This window comes from Nostoc sp. (assembly GCF_036917615.1).
Taxonomy (GTDB): Bacteria; Cyanobacteriota; Cyanobacteriia; order Cyanobacteriales; family Nostocaceae; genus Nostoc.
The window spans coordinates 1-17,340 of record NZ_JBALCZ010000057.1; the positions used below are offsets into that span (position 1 = coordinate 1).

Here is a 17,340-nt window from a genome sequence, read left to right on the forward strand (position 1 = left end):
TTAGTCATTAGTCATTAGTCATTAGTCATTAGTCATTAGTCATTAGTCATTAGTCATTAGTCATTAGTCATTAGTCATTAGTCATTAGTCATTAGAAAACTCCCCACTCTTCCCTTAATTATATGGATTGGCATCTTTTAGGACTGAGCTTTATTACGGTTTTTTTATCAGAATTGGGTGACAAAAGTCAGCTAGCAGCGATCGCACTTTCAGGGCGTTGTAATTCTCTGCGGGCAGTATTTTTTGGAGCAGCAGGCGCACTGCTGTTGACAAGCCTTTTGGGAGCATTAGCAGGGGGAGCAGTAGCAGAATTATTACCTACACGCTTGTTAAAAGCGATCGCTGCTGTGGGATTTGCCATACTCGCTGCACGCCTGCTGTTATTTAACAATAAACCATCGGCAGATTCTGAACAAACACCGTAACTAAATCATCTAGTTTGCACATTCAGCTAAATTATAAAGCTTCCCAACCGGTTCCTTTGTAGCCGTATTGAAAAATTTCTGGATGCAAAATTTCTGCCAAAATTTCTAGAGAATCCACCAGTCGTGGCCCTGGACGATTGAAATAAGAATTGCCATCAGTGATGTATACCCTACCAGTTTCGGTAGCGTGCAGTTTTTCCCAGTCTGAACGTTGAGTTAACAAATTGGCTTCTTCGCGAGTGCGATTTAAATCAAAGCCACAAAGCATAAAAACAATTACATCTGGATTAGTTGTTAATAGTGTTTCCCACGGCAAGGTAGGAGAAGGCTGACCTGTAACGCAAAATAGAGAATGTCCTCCTGCTAAGTTAACTAATTCCGGAATCCAATTTGCAGCCACCATCAAAGGATCAGTCCACTCGATACAGGCGACACTAGGCACTTCATGTAAAGAAAGTCCTTGGATTCTTTGCTGACAAATTTTGACGCGAGCTTCTAAATTTTCTATGACTTTTACCGAGTCTACGCCAAAGGTGTTGCCGACTCGCTCAATGTCAGCCCAAACATCCTGGAGAATATTGGGTTGTAAAGAAATAATCTGGGGTTTACTGTCAATGAGTGTGGCAACTGCCTTTTCAACTTCCTCTAAGCTGACAGCACAAACATCGCACTGGTCTTGAGTGAGAATGTGGGTAGGCTGCAACTGCTCTAAAACATCTGTTTTGATTTGATAAATACTGAGAGCAGATTGCAATAAATCGTTCACCTGATCATGAATTTGACTGCTGGAGGCATTGGAGTTTAAGCGTGCTTCGGTACAAATGGGGCGATTTTGAATTTCTGGAGGGTAATCGCATTCGTGCGATCGCCCCACAATAGCATCAACCAACCCTAGTGTCGCTAAAATCTCTGTTCCACCGGGAATCAGGGAAACAATTCTCACATTACTATCCGTCATCGCTCCACCTCCACAAAAGCTGCCGTCACCTTAATTTTGGCAAAATTTAAGTCTTTAGGCATCTTTCTCTAGGAGAATCAAGGGTGTTTTCGTAGTCAGCACTAAGCAAGAAATTGAACTGGCGATTAGGAATTAGGGACTGGGACAACTTTGATGGGGATTCAAACCTCAACCAAATTGTGAGTCAGCGCGGTCTTCTCCCATGCACGGCATCGTCTCGTAAACAAGGGGAGACGATGCCGCACATGGGGTTTCCCTTTGGGAGCAAGTGGCGTGAGAGTTTGATTTTTGAAAAAATTCCGTACATTTACAGCTTAAGTGTAGGGTGAGCATTGCCCACCCTAAATGTCTTTCAAAAATCAGATACGAATCTTATATATAGGAATCGTAAATTGTTTTTGAAAAAATCTCAGTAGTCTTGTAGGGTGTCTTTCAAAAATCAAATATTAGTCCTATACTACTTGATAGAAGAATTACTTGGTAGTAGAATTACTTGATAGTAGAATTATTTTAAATGCTAATTATCCCCTGGCAAAAATCACGGGCATGATGTAATAGAAGTGATTAGCAAAATTTAGTTTAGAACTCGTTATCCAGAATTATAAAATTTGATTAGAAAAAAAAATACTTTCCGGTTATGAAAAACCCGATGAAGTAATTGTAGTTATACAAAGACGGTTTTACATTTTCCGTAGAACTGCAAGGCAAAATTATTTCTTCTTGAGGGCAACTAATGCACGTGGTGTTGGCTAGAGATATTACAGAGCATAAGCAGGCCCAAGAGGCTTTACAAATCAGAGAAAATAGTCGGCGAAAACAAAGCCAGACGCTGGTCCAATTGGCAAGGAACAAGACATTTCAGCAAGGTAATCTGAATGCGGCGTTAAGAGAAATCACAGAAACTGCTGCTCAGACCCTGTTAGTCGAGCGAGTTGGGGTGTGGTTATATAATGAAGAACGTTCAAAAATTGAATGCATCGATTTATATGATATGAGCACTAAGGAGCATACCTTTGGTAACTCGCTTTTAAAAACAAATTATCTGGCTTATTTCCAGGCTTTAGAAGAAGAACGTAGCATTGCTGCACATGATGCCAGAAACGATACAAGAACCCAAGAATTATCCGAGTCTTATCTTTCTGGATTGGGCATCACATCCCTGCTAGATGTACCAATTTGGCTAGAGGGACATTTGGTGGGCGTAGTGTGTCACGAACACATAGGCGAAGCTCGCCAATGGACTTTGGAGGAAGAGACTTTTGCTGGCTCGATTGGGGATTTCGTGACGCTGGCTATAGAAGCGAACGAGCGAAACGTCGTACAGTCAGCACTGCGACAGAGTGAGGCACAATTCCGCGCGATTTTTGAGCGTTCCTCTATCGGCATTGGACTTATAGATATGAAAGCGCAGATAGTCGATACTAATTTGGCGCTGTGCGAAATTTTCGGATATAGCCAAGAAGAGCTATACGGCAAGCGCTTTATAGATTACATTTCCACACAAAGGGGGGATTTAAAACTTTACAAACAACTGGTGTCAGGAATTCGCACAGACTTAGAGAGAATTTCTCGGGTCGGCTTCCAACCCTTTGAACATCAGGAACAGCTTGTCGAAAGACATCGCATTGAGATGGAAAGACGCTGCCTGCATCAAAATGGTAGCTTAGTTTGGACTCATATCTCTGTTTCTGTTATACCAGGCAGCAATGGTGAACCTGAGTTTTTTCTAGCGATGATTGAGGACATTACTGAACGCAAGCAGACAGAGTTGAAACTGCGTGCCTCTCAAGAAGCAGCAGAAACTGCTAGTCGGGCAAAAAGTGAATTTTTAGCAACCATGAGCCATGAGCTGCGGACGCCTCTGAATGCGATTATGGGTTTATCGCAGTTGCTGCAACAAGAAATAGTTGGCTCACTCAATGAAAAGCAGAACGAATATGTAAATTCTATATATAGTAGTGGTGAACACCTACTGGCACTGATTAACGATATCCTTGATTTATCTAAGGTAGAAGCAGGCAAAGAGGAACTGTCGCTGTCACCTTTGCCAGTATTAGAGATATGTAATTATGCCATATGGACAGTGCGCGATCGCGCCTTAGAAAAGGGATTGCAACTCACACATGAAATTGACTTAGAAGCGGATATTTGCATTGCTGATGACCGACGCATCAAGCAAATGCTACTCAACCTGCTCACCAATGCGATTAAATTCACCCCAGCCGGTCAGGTATCGCTGGTAGTCAAAAAAGTACCGCAAGGGATAACGTTTACAGTTTCAGATACTGGAATTGGTATAGACTCAAATCAGTTTCAATTTCTATTTGAACCGTTTAAACAGCTTGACAGTCGGTTAAATCGGCAGTACGAAGGCACTGGTTTGGGTTTAGCTTTAACACGTAAATTAGCGCGTTTGCATGGTGGAGATGTGACTTTTACATCGACTTTGGGAAAGGGTAGTCAGTTCACTCTGTTTTTACCAAATCCAGTGCATCCGAGAGTTCAGACAGATGAGGCAGATGAGGCAGATAAGGGAGCAACATCCTGCCCAGCTACTCCCCAAAATCAAATCATTTTACTTGTAGAAGAAAAGGAAAATACTGGCATAGTATTGCAAGATTATCTCCAGACAATTGGCTACCAAGTTAAGTTGATAGATAACGGAAATAAATTTTTGGAAGAGGTGCAAAACCTCCAACCAGATTTAATTTTCTTGGATGTCCAGTTAACAGGTAATGCTAGTGGCTGGGATTTGCTAAATATTCTCCAGCAAGAGCCTTCTTTGCAAGATATCCAGGTGGTAATGATGGGCTTTAGTGAACTTTCAGAAGAGAAACTTTCGATTCTGCAAGCTGGTGCTAACGACTATCTTCTCAAACCTATTGGGGTAGTGCAATTAGAGTCAAGATTGACACGATATTTGAACTCTAGGGGAAATTCATGAATTGCCTCTACCGGAAAATCTTTCTTTTCGGTTATTGTTTGCGTAAGTCGTGGCTCCTCTTAGACGCTAGGCGATCGCATTCATATTTTTAGTCCCAAAGAGGTATTGTAGAATGATGCCAAGCCATAACTTGATCTTCGTCATCCCTTAGGCGTAGCCCAACTCGGACATCGCTGCAATCAATATAAAAATTTCAGGATTACATAAAAGTAAGTATTTATATATACATTTATCCCCAAATAATATGAAGAATATCCAAACATGTCTCTTGAAGTCATGGACATCTTAGTAAATAATTAGTATATAGTTATTCTCAAGGTTATTTAGATGTTTTGTATTTTCAAGCTAGATATCCACGGGCAATAGCCCACAACAGGAGCATGAAAATCCCTTTGCCTATCTTTTGTGAACTATTCCCTATTTTCAAGATAGTAAGACTTACACATTGACAAAAAACCAAAGATGAAGTTGGAATTTAAGCTATTCAAGCTTGATCTTTCGATGCTTTTTCAGCAATAAGTAGGTTGGCTCAAATAAACCTAACTATATAACAAAATGTAAAATACTCTAAACCCTTGCGATTGTTTCACTTCGCTTCGCTCCGTTCGCAATAACATAGTTATGAATTTTCACACCCACCTACTTAGGTATTGAATCAAAGATAGTTTAGAAAAGCCTGAAATGACCTATTTTGCTAAATTCACACGCTCATAAATTTGTACAGTGCCTAAGACTTAGATAGTCCTAGATAGTTGGATAAGTGTTACTTACAAGCTACTCAGAGAGTGAATCTTTGGGAAAAATTGGTAACTCTCAAGGATGACTTTAAATATTGCTGAAAGCGTCAACTTTCAGCGAGTTTATTGTGCCTGAAAACAGCACAAACAGCAGGTTGAGAACTTAAGTTACTGAAAAAATCGATTCAGGAAGATAAAAGTTATGGCAAATATCATTGGAACCAACGGTAATGATACCCTACTGGGTACTAACAGCGCGGACACGATTAAAGGTCTTGCAGGCAATGATACTATCACAGCTAACGAGGGCGACGACACCCTGACAGGTGGTGGTGGTAAGGATAAATTTGTTTACAACATCGATTACTTGAACGAGGACACTGATACCATCACCGATTTCGGTGGTGTGGGTAAGGGTACAAACCTAACAGCAGCAGTCATTGCTGAAGCGGATACCATCAAATTCCAAGGTTTCAACTTGACTGCCGAAAATCTGCTGCTTACCCAGAATGGCAGTAATCTAGAAATCAGCTTTGAACGGGCAGATGGTGGAAAAGTTATCCTAACAAACTTCAAACTAGAAAACTTAGATAACCTAAAAGCTTCTGAAACAAGACCAGGCATTGGGAATATCCTGTTTGATGGACAAACTAGCCCTCTCGACAGCTTTGATGTCTTCAATGCCAACTCCACTCAAACCACTATCTTCAACAAGAACATAGTCACCTTCCTTAACGACCTGAACAATAATGTTAGCGGCTTTGACAACTCAAATGATGTCATCAATGGTCAAGGGGGTAATGACCGCATCGACGGCAAGAGTGGCGATGATCTGCTGCGTGGTGGCACGGGAAATGATACTCTCATTGGTGGTGAGGGGAATAACATCCTCAACGGTGGTACTGGTAACGATAGCTTGGATGTTGACGGTTCAACAGGTGATAACCTGTTGGATGGGGGCGATGACAATGATTATCTCTTTGCCTCCGGCTACTTTGACGACACATTAGGATACTATCGGACCACATCAGGTAATAACATCCTCAACGGTGGCGCTGGTAACGATATCTTGAATGTTAACTATTCAACAGGTAATAATTTACTTGATGGTGGCAATGGCAATGATTTCCTCTCTGCCTCTGGCGCGTCAGGCCATAACACCCTAAACGGTGGCGCTGGGAGTGATATCCTGATAGGTGGAAAAGATAATGATGCCATCTATGGAGGGAATGGTGCTGATACCTTTCGTTTCAATAGTTACAATGAAGGCGTTGATAGTCTTTATGACTTCAACACAAGTAATGAATATATTCAGGTATCGGCTGCTGGTTTTGGTGGCGGGTTATCACCAGGTTTGCTTAAGACAAGTCAGTTTACCATCGGAACATCTGCAACCACTAGCGTTCAGCGATTTATCTATGATGACATTACAGGTGCATTGTACTTTGACCAAGATGGCAGTGCGGGTGCATTTACTCAGGTAAAATTTGCACAACTATTTTATCGATTGTCACTAACCGAAAACAATTTTGTGGTTGTTTAATCGTGATCAGCGCTTCATGATTCCAGCCAGAGAAAAATAAGAAATTCTGGAAATGTGAGATGCCTATAATAGCATCTCACATTCAATTTATGAATGAAAATACTATTAATAAACCAATCGATATAGCAATCCTACATCATACTAAAGGGAAAACTTTTCTCATTTTCAGATGGGGAATACCAGCTTCTTTAAATATTTGTCCCTCTTCTACAAAGTCCAATTTTTGGTACAAAACTTTTATATACTCTTGGGCATGAATCACAACTTCTGGAATATTTTTATTAGCTATAACCTCTAGTGCTTTTATCATAATTTTTTTACCAATACCTTGCCCTCTAGCTGTAGATAAAACAGCAAATCTTTCTATCTTGGCAGTTTTGTCATCTAAATATCTAATTCTGGTAGTACCCACAGCTTTCTCATCTAAATAAGCAATCAAATGCTGAGATATTTCATCTTCGCCATCAAACTCTAAAGCGGGATCTACCCCTTGTTCTTCCTGAAAAACTGATTTTCTAATTGCTGCGATCGCTGGAAATTCTTCAGGTAAATCAGCAACTTTTATGACTAAATTACTCATCAAACTATGTCTGCGGTTAGTATATCAAAAAAAGGTGGGTTTTTCCCCACCTTTTTCTATAGTTTAATCTGCGCCTTCAATTGGTGCAAAACCTTGGCGCTGAATATTTTCTGTCACTGCGCGTGGTTCCAGGAATTGCAGGAGGTAATCAGGGCCACCTGCTTTAGAACCTACTCCAGAAAGTTTGAATCCACCAAAGGGTTGCCGTCCAACGATCGCTCCTGTAATATTGCGGTTGATGTACAAATTCCCGACTTCAAATTCTGTCTGCGCCTGCTGAATGTGCGAAGGTGTTCTAGAGTAAAGTCCGCCAGTTAAGGCGTAGTTTGTACCATTGGCGACTGCTAACGCTTCCTGGAAATCCTTCACCCGAATTACCGCTACCACAGGGCCAAAAATTTCTTCCTGGGAAATTACCGCATTTGGCGATACTTCACTAAAGATGACTGGCCCGATAAAATATCCTTGTTCGGGTGCTGGTAATTCCAACGCCACTTCTGCTTCTGCTTTACCCTTCTCAATATACTCGCGGATGCGATCGCGGGCATTGGCATCAATTACCGGCCCAACTTGTGTACTTGGTAACTCTGCTTCCCCAATGTTCAAGGATTTTGTCGCTTGTGCCAACCGTTGTACGAAAGTATCATAAATTGGTTCTAGCACAATCACCCTGGAAGCAGCAGAACATTTTTGGCCACTGTAACCAAATGCCGACTGCACTACTCCCACAACTGCTTGGTCTAAATCAGCACTTTCATCCACAATAATCGCATTCTTGCCGCCCATTTCTGCAATCACGCGCTTCATATGCTTTTGCCCAGGTTTCAAAGTTGCCGCCTCTGCATAAATTCTACAGCCGACTTCCTGGGAACCCGTAAAAGCAATTACATGAGTGTCTGGATGATTTACCAAGTAAGCGCCGACTTGCGAACCCTTCCCAGGTACGTATTGAAATACACCTTTGGGAAAACCAGCATCTACTAAGATTTCTGTGAGTTTTGCAGCGATTACAGAAGATGTTTCCGCAGGTTTCAGGAGAGTGCAATTGCCTGAAACTAAAGCTGCAACAGTCATTCCACAAGCGATCGCTAGCGGGAAATTCCAGGGAGAAATTACCACAGCAATGCCTCGTGGCTGGTAAATATAACGATTATTTTCACCAGGAATGTCGTAATTCACACCTTTATCTAACCGTTCTATCTCCTCAGCGTAGTATCGACAGAAGTCTATCGCCTCGGAAACCTCTCCATCAGCTTCCTTAACTGGTTTCCCAACTTCCAAAACTATCCAAACTGAAAGTTCAGCGCGGCGGAGTTCCATCAAATCACCGGCTTTCCGCAAAATATCAGCCCGTTGTTTAGCTGGTGTTTTCCTCCATGCAGGAAATGCCGCTTTAGCAGCTTGCATCGCCTGTTGAGCCTGTTCAACGCTGATGAATCCAACTTTACCAACTACCTGACTGAAATTAGAAGGATTGAGAGAATCAACAAATTCCGCCGTATTAACATACTCCCCATCAATCAGCGGCAAATAAGTTCTACCTAACTGTTGACGAACGCTTTGGAAAGCTTGCGCCGCTTTCGTTCTCACCTCTTCTTGGGCGTAATCGGTATCAGCAGCACCAAGGAAGGAAGAGTGAGGAGTTAGGAGTGAGGAGTTAGGAGTTAAAGAGTTCTTTTCCTCTTTGACAATCGGCGGCGCTAATAATTCTTCAATCGGTCGATTTTCCATATTTTGCCGTAAAAAAGAACTATTAGCCGTATTTTCTAATAACCGACGAATTAAATATGCCATCCCAGGTAATAATTCACCGTAAGGACAGTAAACTCTCACCCGATAACCCCTGTCAACCAATGCCTTTGCTACCTTATCACCCATGCCGTAGAGGACTTGCAATTCAAAGCGACGGCGAGGGACATTTAAACTTTCAGCTATGGCAATGGCGCGAGCGTGCGATCGCACATTATGGCTACCAATAGCAGAATACACATATTGATGATTTTCTAGCAATAACTGAGTGATCGTTTCAAAGTTAGCATCAGTTGCGGCTTTGTCGTTGTAAACTGGCTGTGACCAATGCTTTTGCGCTGCTTTGATAGTTTCTTGATCCCAATATGCACCTTTCACCAAGCGGATTGTCAGGGGATAACCGCGCTCTTTCAACCAAGAAATTAGGTCTTTGGTATCTTGTTCACTATCACGCAGATATGCTTGAATTGTCATGCCAATATCTGTGCGTTGCCGAAACTCTTCTTCTAGTAACAGTTTTTTCAGGATGCTGAGAGTTATGTCTTTATAGGCATACTGTTCCATATCAAAATGCACAGATGCGCCTAATTCTTTGGCACGACGTAAGAGAATACGAATGCGATCGCTAACTCGCTCCTCACTACCTTTAGCATCTAGAGGGTCAAATTGGGAATAAAATGCGGTTAACTTTACAGAAACCTGAACTTTTGGGATTGGTTCGCCATCAGCCTCATCAATAGCCGGGATAGCTGTCCAATTCTTCGATGCTTCCACCAGTTGTTGGATTAATTCTAGATAGCGTTCTAGATAAGACTGGGCTTCGGGTTCGGTAATTACTGCTTCACCAAGTAAGTCGATGGTGAAAGCCATTTTCTCTTTTCGCAGTCGTTCAACTGTTTTGATGACTTGTTTAATATTTTCCCCAGAAATATATTTATGAGCAAGAGTTTCAACCGCTGTACCAACAGTTGTTGCAGCAACTTGTCCTGGCATAGAGTCGGGGTTAGCAAAGTTTAGCATCCCCTTCAAAGCTGCCGGTAATTCTACAGACTCATCTCCTAAATATTCTTGTAAATGTGAGGCAATTTCTGATTTACTGTGCAAAGCAGGTAACGTATCTATAAAGCGAAATAGTTGTACCCGCAACCCAGGATTACTCATCGCCCAAGCTAGTAATTTATCATCCCAGCGCATTTGATCCCGCAGAGAAGAAAAAAACGAACGATTTTCTTGCATTGCTGCTAGAAGTTGTTTAGCAATTTCTTGGGTTTTAGCTTCGTAGGTGCTTGTTTGTACTTGTAATACCACTGATAATAAACTCCGTTAATCAAGGCAAGGCTTTTTGTACAAAGCCTGTCTCTTCTATTTTGACGCTTTCATTTAGCTGTCACCATATCTAGTAAACTGTGGCGTCAGTTTGCCTACCTTTAACAAGAGGATTTTGCCTCAAGCTGGTTAATTGAGATGCTAGCTGGATTTACGCGCCCATTGTAGTAGTGGTTTTTGAAGGTGAAATTGAAGTCTGACAGCAAGAGAATTCTAAGCGGTGGCTTTCGACCATCAGAATTTTTGGGGACAGGGATAATTGGGCATCAGGGAAGGATTTTCCCTTACCTCTTCTATGATTGCGTCTTCCACCTGTCGTTTTAACAGGATGTACTTGTTTTTTCCAATATTAAGAATGGGTATACTCACTCTATGCCTAGAGAAAACTTTATGGATATTTTATTTTCTAACTGGCAACACACACTCCAACCCTTTGGTGTTGACCAGATAGCGGCTGAGAAAGCCTTTAATCGCTTGGTTGCAGCTTACTCTACCCCTGGTCGCTACTACCATACACTCAAACACATTGCTCACGTCCTCAGCACAATTCAGATTTTGCAAGGCTACACCAACAACCTAGCTGCTGTTCAACTAGCTGCCTGGTTTCACGATGTAGTCTATGACACTCAAGCTCAAGATAATGAACAACGAAGCGCAGACTATGCTTTTGAGTTGCTGAGTAATTTGGGTATTCCAAAAAGTACCATAACTATTGTCATACGTCTGATTCTGAATACTAAAGACCACCAAGCTGCGGTGGATGACTGTGATAGCCAAGTTCTACTTGATGCAGATTTAGCGATTTTGGCTACTAACCTAGTCCAATATCCAGAATACGCCCATGCCATTCGCCAGGAATATGCCTGGGTGGCAGAAGCAGAGTATATCACAGGTCGTCGGCAGGTTTTAGAGCAATTTTTACAGCGATCGCATATCTACTTTACGCCTTTAATGTCAGAGTTCGCTGAACGATCTGCGCGTGGCAATATCCAGGGAGAAATTCAGTCTTTATTGTCTGGTTAGTTTTACAGTTATTATCATTTGGATGTAATATCAATTTCGGGTGATTACTTATAATAAAATCTATGAATGTAGGTTGGGTTGAACGCCAGTGAAACCCAACCTACAATTATCCTTAATCCAAGCGTATTGGTTTATAACCGCCCTTTTAACGTTAAGTTGACACCAATGCACAGCCATGCGCCCCTACGACACACTTATATTTTATGCAATTGGAATCGGCGATAAATTTTGAATTGCTTAACGTCTGCCACCACCACGATGAGGCACTTCCGGCACTTCAGTGTCTTGTAGCTTTATTTTAGGTGCAAACATTTCTTGATGTTGTTCTTGATGTTGTTGCTGCTGAATTTTTTCCTGTGCAAACTTTACACGGGTGCGAACCCCCAGATCAACATCTGTATTGAGCATTTGCTGAAGTTGCTTTGTAATCCGTGACGCTTGATCAGGTAAAGTGACTGCTATTGCAATGGCTAGTGTTTCTAAACTCGTCACTGCCGCATAGCGCACTATCCACTCTGGCTCTTGAGAAATTAATAATAGCGCCTCTAATACCTGAATCTGAACAGATTCTAGTTTCTCAGGCGGTACTTGATGCCAGTGCAAAGTGCCTAATCCCCTGGCAGCTGCCCGCCGCACACTTAAGGAAAAATCATTTTTTGCTGCCTCCAACAAAGTATCCAGTGCCCGGATATCGCCAATTCCCGCTAAGGCACGAATAGCCCAGGCTCTAGCACCATAGTTGTAGTCATCAATTAGTTCCAATAGTGGCTGCACTGCGACTTCTCCGATCGCAATCAGTCCATCTACCGCTGCCACCGCCGCCCCTGGATTGTTGTAGCCCAAAGCTGCAATCAGAGTGGGAATAGCTTCCTCTATACCAGCTGCTGCTAACTCTTGAACTGCATCTAATAAGCGATCCGAGGAGTCTGCTTCTTTCACAGCACGGATCAATATTTGGGCAAGATCACTGTTATTCATAATAATTTTTCATGGGTCATTAGTCGTCAGCCAATTGTAGCTTAAGTTATCCGTAGCTGACATCATACATAAACCCCCTAGCCCTGATTTTACAGTTGGGTTAGGGGTTTATGTGTGGCAAACATTTGGTTATAACGTATTAATGACAACTCCTCATCTAGAACTTAGGACTACAACAGCGAGTCCATCAAATTCATCACTTTAATCGCACCTGCTGAGAAAGTGCTTGTTGCTGTGTGGTTAACTTGATATTCTAGTAATCCTTTAAGAGAAATTAACTTCAGGCTATTTTCGGCAAGAGTCTGGGCGATCGCATCTGCTGCGGGTAGATAGCCAATCGCTCCCAAATCTGCTAACACGGCTCGACGCAATTGCAATCTCTCTCCCGCCAAAGCTTTTACCAACCGTTCTCCATAAACTGGTTCTTGGGTTAATTGATACATAGCTCGTGCAGCAGCATATTGCACCAATTCGATTGGATGCTCTAAGAATGGCTTTACTAAAGGGATGAACTCAGTCCCCCTCAAACTTCCCAAGGTTTCTAAAATAGCGTCGTAGGGTTGAGATAAATCAGGCTGCTTTGAGATGAGCTGCTCTCCCTGCAAACCTACTTGTAATAGCTTGATCAGAGCAGGAATACAAACCGGATCACCCAGCATCTCTAAGGATTGTGCCGCCGCTTCCCGTACATAAAAATCTGAGCAGTCTAAACACGCAATTAAAGGTGATACTGCCTGGCGATCGCCTAGTTTCCCTAAGGCCCTAGCTGCATTCCGCCGTAGAGGATATCCGCCTTCCGGTGTCCTATCGGCTTCATCCTCTAGGGCTGCGATCAATCCTGTAACCGCAGCTGCTTCACCTATCCGAAACCTACCCAACCACCAGGCAGCATAAAATCGCAAGCCTAAATCTGCACTCTCAAGATTAGCGATCGCTTGCTCTACTGTTAAAGATTCACCATTGGCAAAGTCACCTGTCGGTGATAAATCTTCAAATTTATGCGGACTGGAATTCATTAGGAAGAAGGAGGATTGCTGTGTCCGCTATCTGTTTTAGCCTCAGCGTTCAATAGCTGAATGCTGACTATTTTGCCACCCAAGCGAGTAATCCGCTGCATTTCTTTATTCATCCGGTTCTCAGGTACTGTGAAAAACACAGTGGCACTAGAACGAATGGGATAGTTAGTTTTTTCGGTTTCTTCGCTTTGGCGCAGACCCACTACTTCATACCGAAAGTAGCGATTACTAGTTCTACTACTGATTTGTCCTAGCATAATAAATCAATTCCAAATTCTAATCAAAATTCTAAATTGTCATTAGTCTTTTGTCCTTAATAATCACCCTTCGGGTGACGCTCGAGGAGTCGTTGGCATAGCCCAAGGTAGACAAGAGGCTGCGCTATGCGCGGCATCGTCTCCCAAACTCTTGGAGACGCTCCTTTGCGTTGGGAGAACACCGCACTGGCTCACCAATGACTAATGACTAATGACTAATGACCATTGACAAATGACACTAAAGTGGTTTCACACTGGCTATTTTGCCACCTTGTTTTACCACTCTCTGGAAGTAACTAGATAGCTCTTCATATGGTATAATTACAGCCTGATTGACACGGCGGGTGCTAGGATATCCAGCTCCAAAAACGCCTGCCACTTCAATGCGGTAGAGTCTGCCTTCTTTACCAAAAGTTCCTGCACCACCGAAAGTACTGTTAGGGGTAACGCCTCTTTCAGAAGCAACGTATGAAAAGCCTGAGGGGCCACCGGAGGGAGGAACAACGACAGATGCACTATTGCGACCTAGTTCGCTGGCTAGGCGGGAGGACTTGCCTTTGAGTTGGGAGGTGTCGCTACTGGCATAACCGCGATAAAGTTGGAATATCCGGCTAAATCCTACAGTTTTCTGTCCTATTTGGGTTTCAAACCCGCGATAGTAAGGCACAATATTTTCACCAAAGTTAGATTGATACTCTGGTGAATCAATGTAAGAATCAATGTCGGCTTCATATCCCTTGGTTTGATACAAGTCCAAGTGATAAACCACATCAGACTCATCATAAGGGGCACGACCCAACAAATGTTTATAGTTGAGTTCGATGACGCGAGTTTGGAAATTGTCGTAGAAAAACTTGGATTTGTACAGTTCCGATTTAGCTACTTGACGCACAAACTCTTGCACTGTATTTTTTCCATCACGCAGGATAGATTCAGCACTTATAAGGCGATCAGATGCCAATATGTAGTTGTTGCCTAACACCTGACGATAGACGGCAGCAATTACTCTCTCAATGTCTTCTTTGGTTGCATTGGGACGCAATTCCACAGGAGACTGATCGCTAAAAGGTTCCGTTCCCAGACGGGAAGCGGCTGTTGTGATAGCCATTGATAATTTTCCTTTTGTAATTGGTAGTTGGGAAAAGTTAGGAGTTAGGAATTAAGAGTTAGGAGTTAAGATTAGGGTAGAGTTAGGAATTTAAAACTCATAACTTCTAACTCCTCACTCATAACTCCTCACTCCCAATTCCTAACTCCTCAGTTAATTCCCGATTCCCTATTTATACGGCTGTAATGCTAATAACCTTACTGCCCTTGCGATTTAACTGCTGCAATTTACTAGAAAGTTGTTCGTAGGGGACGATCAATTCCGCAGTACCCCGCCGCACGACAGCTGAGTTCGGGGAAGCTGCTTGTAATACTCTAATGCGGTATGTTTCCCCGCGACCACCTGTAGACAGACCTGTTAAGGCTCCGGCGGAGACTGGGTAAATGGGTGAAGCTAGATTCTTAGCCACTTCCCAGGTTAGCCGTCCTTGTTTTTGTCCTTGAGCGCGATCGCTATTGGCATAACCTCGATATAGTTGGAACAGTCGGCTATATCCCACATTTTTCTGTCCTACTTGGCTTTTAAAGCCTCGATAGTAGGGCACAATATTTTCGCCAAAGTTCTCTTGATATTCTAATGAGTCAATGTAGGAATTAATCTCAGCTTCATAACCTTGTGAGTTGTAAAGCTCAACATGGTACGAAATCTCTGACTCATCTTCAGGGGCACGCCCCAATAAATGCTTATAATTCAACTCGATAAACCGAGTTTGGGAATTGGAGTGGAAAAACTTATCCCGATACAGTTCCGACTGAGCAATGGCTAGCACAAATCCCCGAACTGAGATTTCACCTTGCTGCAACAGTGATTCCGCACTCTCTAGACCCTCTCCTTCTAGTAGATATGCATTACCCAAAACCTGACGGTAAGCCGCCCGGATAATCACTGCCACATCCGCTTCTGTTCTATCCGGACGTAGTTCTACCAGTGATGAGTTTTCAAATGGTCCAATCCCTAGTCTTGCTGCTTGTCCCAAAGCTGCCATCTTTAACCTCCTCAGTTTTAACTGCAAAACTGAAAACTTTTTAGAAAAATTTTTTCTAGTTTTTTAACAGTCTTTTGAAAATAAAACTGCCCGGAGAGGAAAACAACTCATAGAACTTACTTGTCATAAGAGCTGATTTCCTCTCCGGGCTAAAGAAACACTCTAGCTCAGAGTATTGATTACATAGTCGATGTAAGAATTTGCTTCAACACCTGGATCACCGCTTAGACCGTGGTTAGCTTTGATGTACTTGAGGGCTTCAATGTACCAGCTAGGAGACAGATCAAAAGTCCGGTTGATTTCAGCCAAGCCAGAAATCAAGAAATCATCCAAGGGACCTGTGCCACCTACAACTAATGCGTATGTGATAATCCGCAAGTAGTAGCCGACATCACGTACACACTTGCCTTTACCGCGTGAATCAGCCGCGAAGTTGGGGCCTTGTTGCTGAGTGGTGTAAGGGTATTTGTTATACACCGCTTGAGCTGCACCTTCGCTCAACCGTTGAGCATTGGCGCTCAAGGCTTTTGCTGCTTGTAAGCTAGCTGGCGCTTGGCGGAAGCGACCAAAAGCAACTTGAATCTCGGTGCTGCTGAGATAGCGCCCTTGAGAATCAGCCGATGCAATTGCTTCAGTTAGAGGTGTTTTTGTCATTTTGGTATTTCCCTTTCACAAACTTTATGGTTGAAATTTTGTTTTGTCCTATGGACAATTATTTAGTCAACATCAGCAATGCTTGGCTTAAGCCACAGCAGCAGCAGCACGATCAAAATAGCTAGCTATTTCAGATGACAGAGCGCTACAATCTCCTCTGGTGATGTTGTTTGTATCGTTGACAATGGCCAGGGAAGCTTGTTTCAGCTTCTGAATACCAACAGCAACTGACCCTCCTGGAGTTCCCAATGCTAAATAGGTTTCCCGCAATCCATTTAGGGCACGGTCATCTAGCACGCTGGAATCGCCAGCAAAGATAGCATAGGTGATATAGCGAAGAATGATGTCCAAATCTCTGATGCAAGCAGCGGCGCGACGGCTGGTGTAAGCATTACCACCGGGAGTGATCAATTGGGGTTGTTCTGCCCACAAATCACGAGCTGCAGCAGCAACAAGAGCAGACGCATTGCTGGTAATACGGTTAACAGCATCTGTACGCTTGTTACCTTCTTTGACTAGTTCGCTCAAAGCATCCAATTGTGCATCGGAGAGATATTCCCCACGTGTATCAGCTTGGGAAACTACTTTTGCAAATGCATCTAAAACCATTGCGTTAAATCTCCTAATTTGCTTAGCTAAGAAGAATTGGACTCAAAACTGAATGGTTCAGTTTATTTTTGATGTCAGCACTGCCTGACGAGTTGCGAAAGGTTTAAAACAGACATCCAAGAAATAAGTTTACGATCTCCAGGCTTTCAGATTAAAACTTTTGTTAAAAAACTTCATACTTATGTGAACGACTGGAAAACCTGATTAAGATGTTGTTTTTTACTTCCAAGTTCTCTTTATACAATGCTGCTGCATCATTATCTATTACAAATTATTATGATGTTTGTTAATTTAGTTTACAAAAGTTAACATCTTTTTTTCTTTTATCTGTAGTTATGAGAAGTTAGTACAGCACCGCAGAAATAACCATAGCAGTTGAAAAAGGTTAAAAAGCCGATGAAATAAGCAGTATTCCTTCTGGCTTGTGGCACTAAGTATCTACGCTGAT

The 17,340-nt window shown here is 42.6% G+C and carries 13 protein-coding genes and 1 pseudogene; 4 read left to right on the forward strand and 10 right to left on the reverse strand.

Going from position 1 to position 17,340, the window contains the following annotated elements:
- The first annotated feature begins 122 nt into the window (after positions 1-122).
- Positions 123-425 carry a TMEM165/GDT1 family protein gene (locus V7K85_RS18760; protein ID WP_334815388.1) on the forward strand — a complete coding sequence of 101 codons (303 nt, stop codon included), beginning with the start codon at positions 123-125 and terminating at the stop codon, positions 423-425.
- A gap of 31 nt (positions 426-456) precedes the next feature.
- Here the strand turns inward: V7K85_RS18760 and V7K85_RS18765 are convergent, their stop codons facing one another.
- Positions 457-1,383 carry a cobalamin-binding protein gene (locus V7K85_RS18765; protein WP_334815390.1) on the reverse strand — a complete coding sequence of 309 codons (927 nt, stop codon included), beginning with the start codon at positions 1,381-1,383 and terminating at the stop codon, positions 457-459.
- 733 nt (positions 1,384-2,116) lie between these two features.
- Here V7K85_RS18765 and V7K85_RS18770 point away from each other — a divergent pair.
- Together V7K85_RS18770 and V7K85_RS18775 are read left to right on the forward strand one after the other, a co-directional pair.
- A complete protein-coding gene (locus tag V7K85_RS18770; protein ID WP_334815392.1) occupies positions 2,117-4,327 on the forward strand; it encodes a PAS domain S-box protein in 2,211 nt (736 codons plus the stop codon).
- 939 nt (positions 4,328-5,266) lie between these two features.
- Complete coding sequence (locus V7K85_RS18775; protein ID WP_334815394.1) at positions 5,267-6,607, forward strand: calcium-binding protein; 1,341 nt, start codon at positions 5,267-5,269, stop codon at positions 6,605-6,607.
- Between the two features lie 136 nt (positions 6,608-6,743).
- On the opposite strand, the gene V7K85_RS18780 is transcribed toward V7K85_RS18775, so the two are convergent.
- Together V7K85_RS18780 and pruA are read right to left on the reverse strand one after the other, a co-directional pair.
- A complete protein-coding gene (locus V7K85_RS18780) occupies positions 6,744-7,187 on the reverse strand; it encodes a GNAT family N-acetyltransferase (protein WP_334815396.1) in 444 nt (147 codons plus the stop codon).
- Positions 7,188-7,250: 63 nt separating this feature from the next.
- Positions 7,251-10,244: an L-glutamate gamma-semialdehyde dehydrogenase gene (gene pruA / locus V7K85_RS18785; protein ID WP_334815398.1), complete on the reverse strand. Its 2,994-nt coding sequence runs from the start codon at positions 10,242-10,244 to the stop codon at positions 7,251-7,253.
- 390 nt (positions 10,245-10,634) lie between these two features.
- On the opposite strand from pruA, the gene V7K85_RS18790 reads away from it, so the two are divergent.
- Entirely contained in the window at positions 10,635-11,285 is a 651-nt protein-coding gene (locus V7K85_RS18790) for an HD domain-containing protein (protein ID WP_334815400.1), read from the forward strand.
- Positions 11,286-11,522: 237 nt separating this feature from the next.
- Here V7K85_RS18790 and V7K85_RS18795 read toward each other — a convergent pair whose 3' ends face one another.
- The 7 genes and pseudogenes from V7K85_RS18795 to V7K85_RS18825 form a co-directional block, all read right to left on the reverse strand.
- On the reverse strand, positions 11,523-12,263 hold the full coding sequence (locus V7K85_RS18795; protein WP_334815402.1) for a HEAT repeat domain-containing protein: 741 nt from the start codon (positions 12,261-12,263) through the stop codon (positions 11,523-11,525).
- A 170-nt stretch (positions 12,264-12,433) separates the two neighbouring features.
- On the reverse strand, positions 12,434-13,279 hold the full coding sequence (locus tag V7K85_RS18800; protein ID WP_334815404.1) for a HEAT repeat domain-containing protein: 846 nt from the start codon (positions 13,277-13,279) through the stop codon (positions 12,434-12,436).
- A gap of 44 nt (positions 13,280-13,323) precedes the next feature.
- Positions 13,324-13,536 (reverse strand): annotated as a pseudogene (locus V7K85_RS18805) (phycobilisome linker polypeptide); the annotation flags it as partial.
- Positions 13,537-13,774: 238 nt separating this feature from the next.
- Complete coding sequence (locus V7K85_RS18810; protein WP_334815406.1) at positions 13,775-14,644, reverse strand: phycobilisome linker polypeptide; 870 nt, start codon at positions 14,642-14,644, stop codon at positions 13,775-13,777.
- Between the two features lie 172 nt (positions 14,645-14,816).
- Positions 14,817-15,629 (reverse strand): phycobilisome linker polypeptide, encoded by an 813-nt coding sequence (locus V7K85_RS18815; protein ID WP_334815408.1) that lies wholly within the window; start codon positions 15,627-15,629, stop codon positions 14,817-14,819.
- Positions 15,630-15,791: 162 nt separating this feature from the next.
- Entirely contained in the window at positions 15,792-16,283 is a 492-nt protein-coding gene (gene cpcA, locus V7K85_RS18820) for a phycocyanin subunit alpha (protein WP_334815410.1), read from the reverse strand.
- 87 nt (positions 16,284-16,370) lie between these two features.
- Positions 16,371-16,892 carry a phycocyanin subunit beta gene (locus V7K85_RS18825; protein ID WP_334815411.1) on the reverse strand — a complete coding sequence of 174 codons (522 nt, stop codon included), beginning with the start codon at positions 16,890-16,892 and terminating at the stop codon, positions 16,371-16,373.
- Positions 16,893-17,340: the final 448 nt, after the last annotated feature.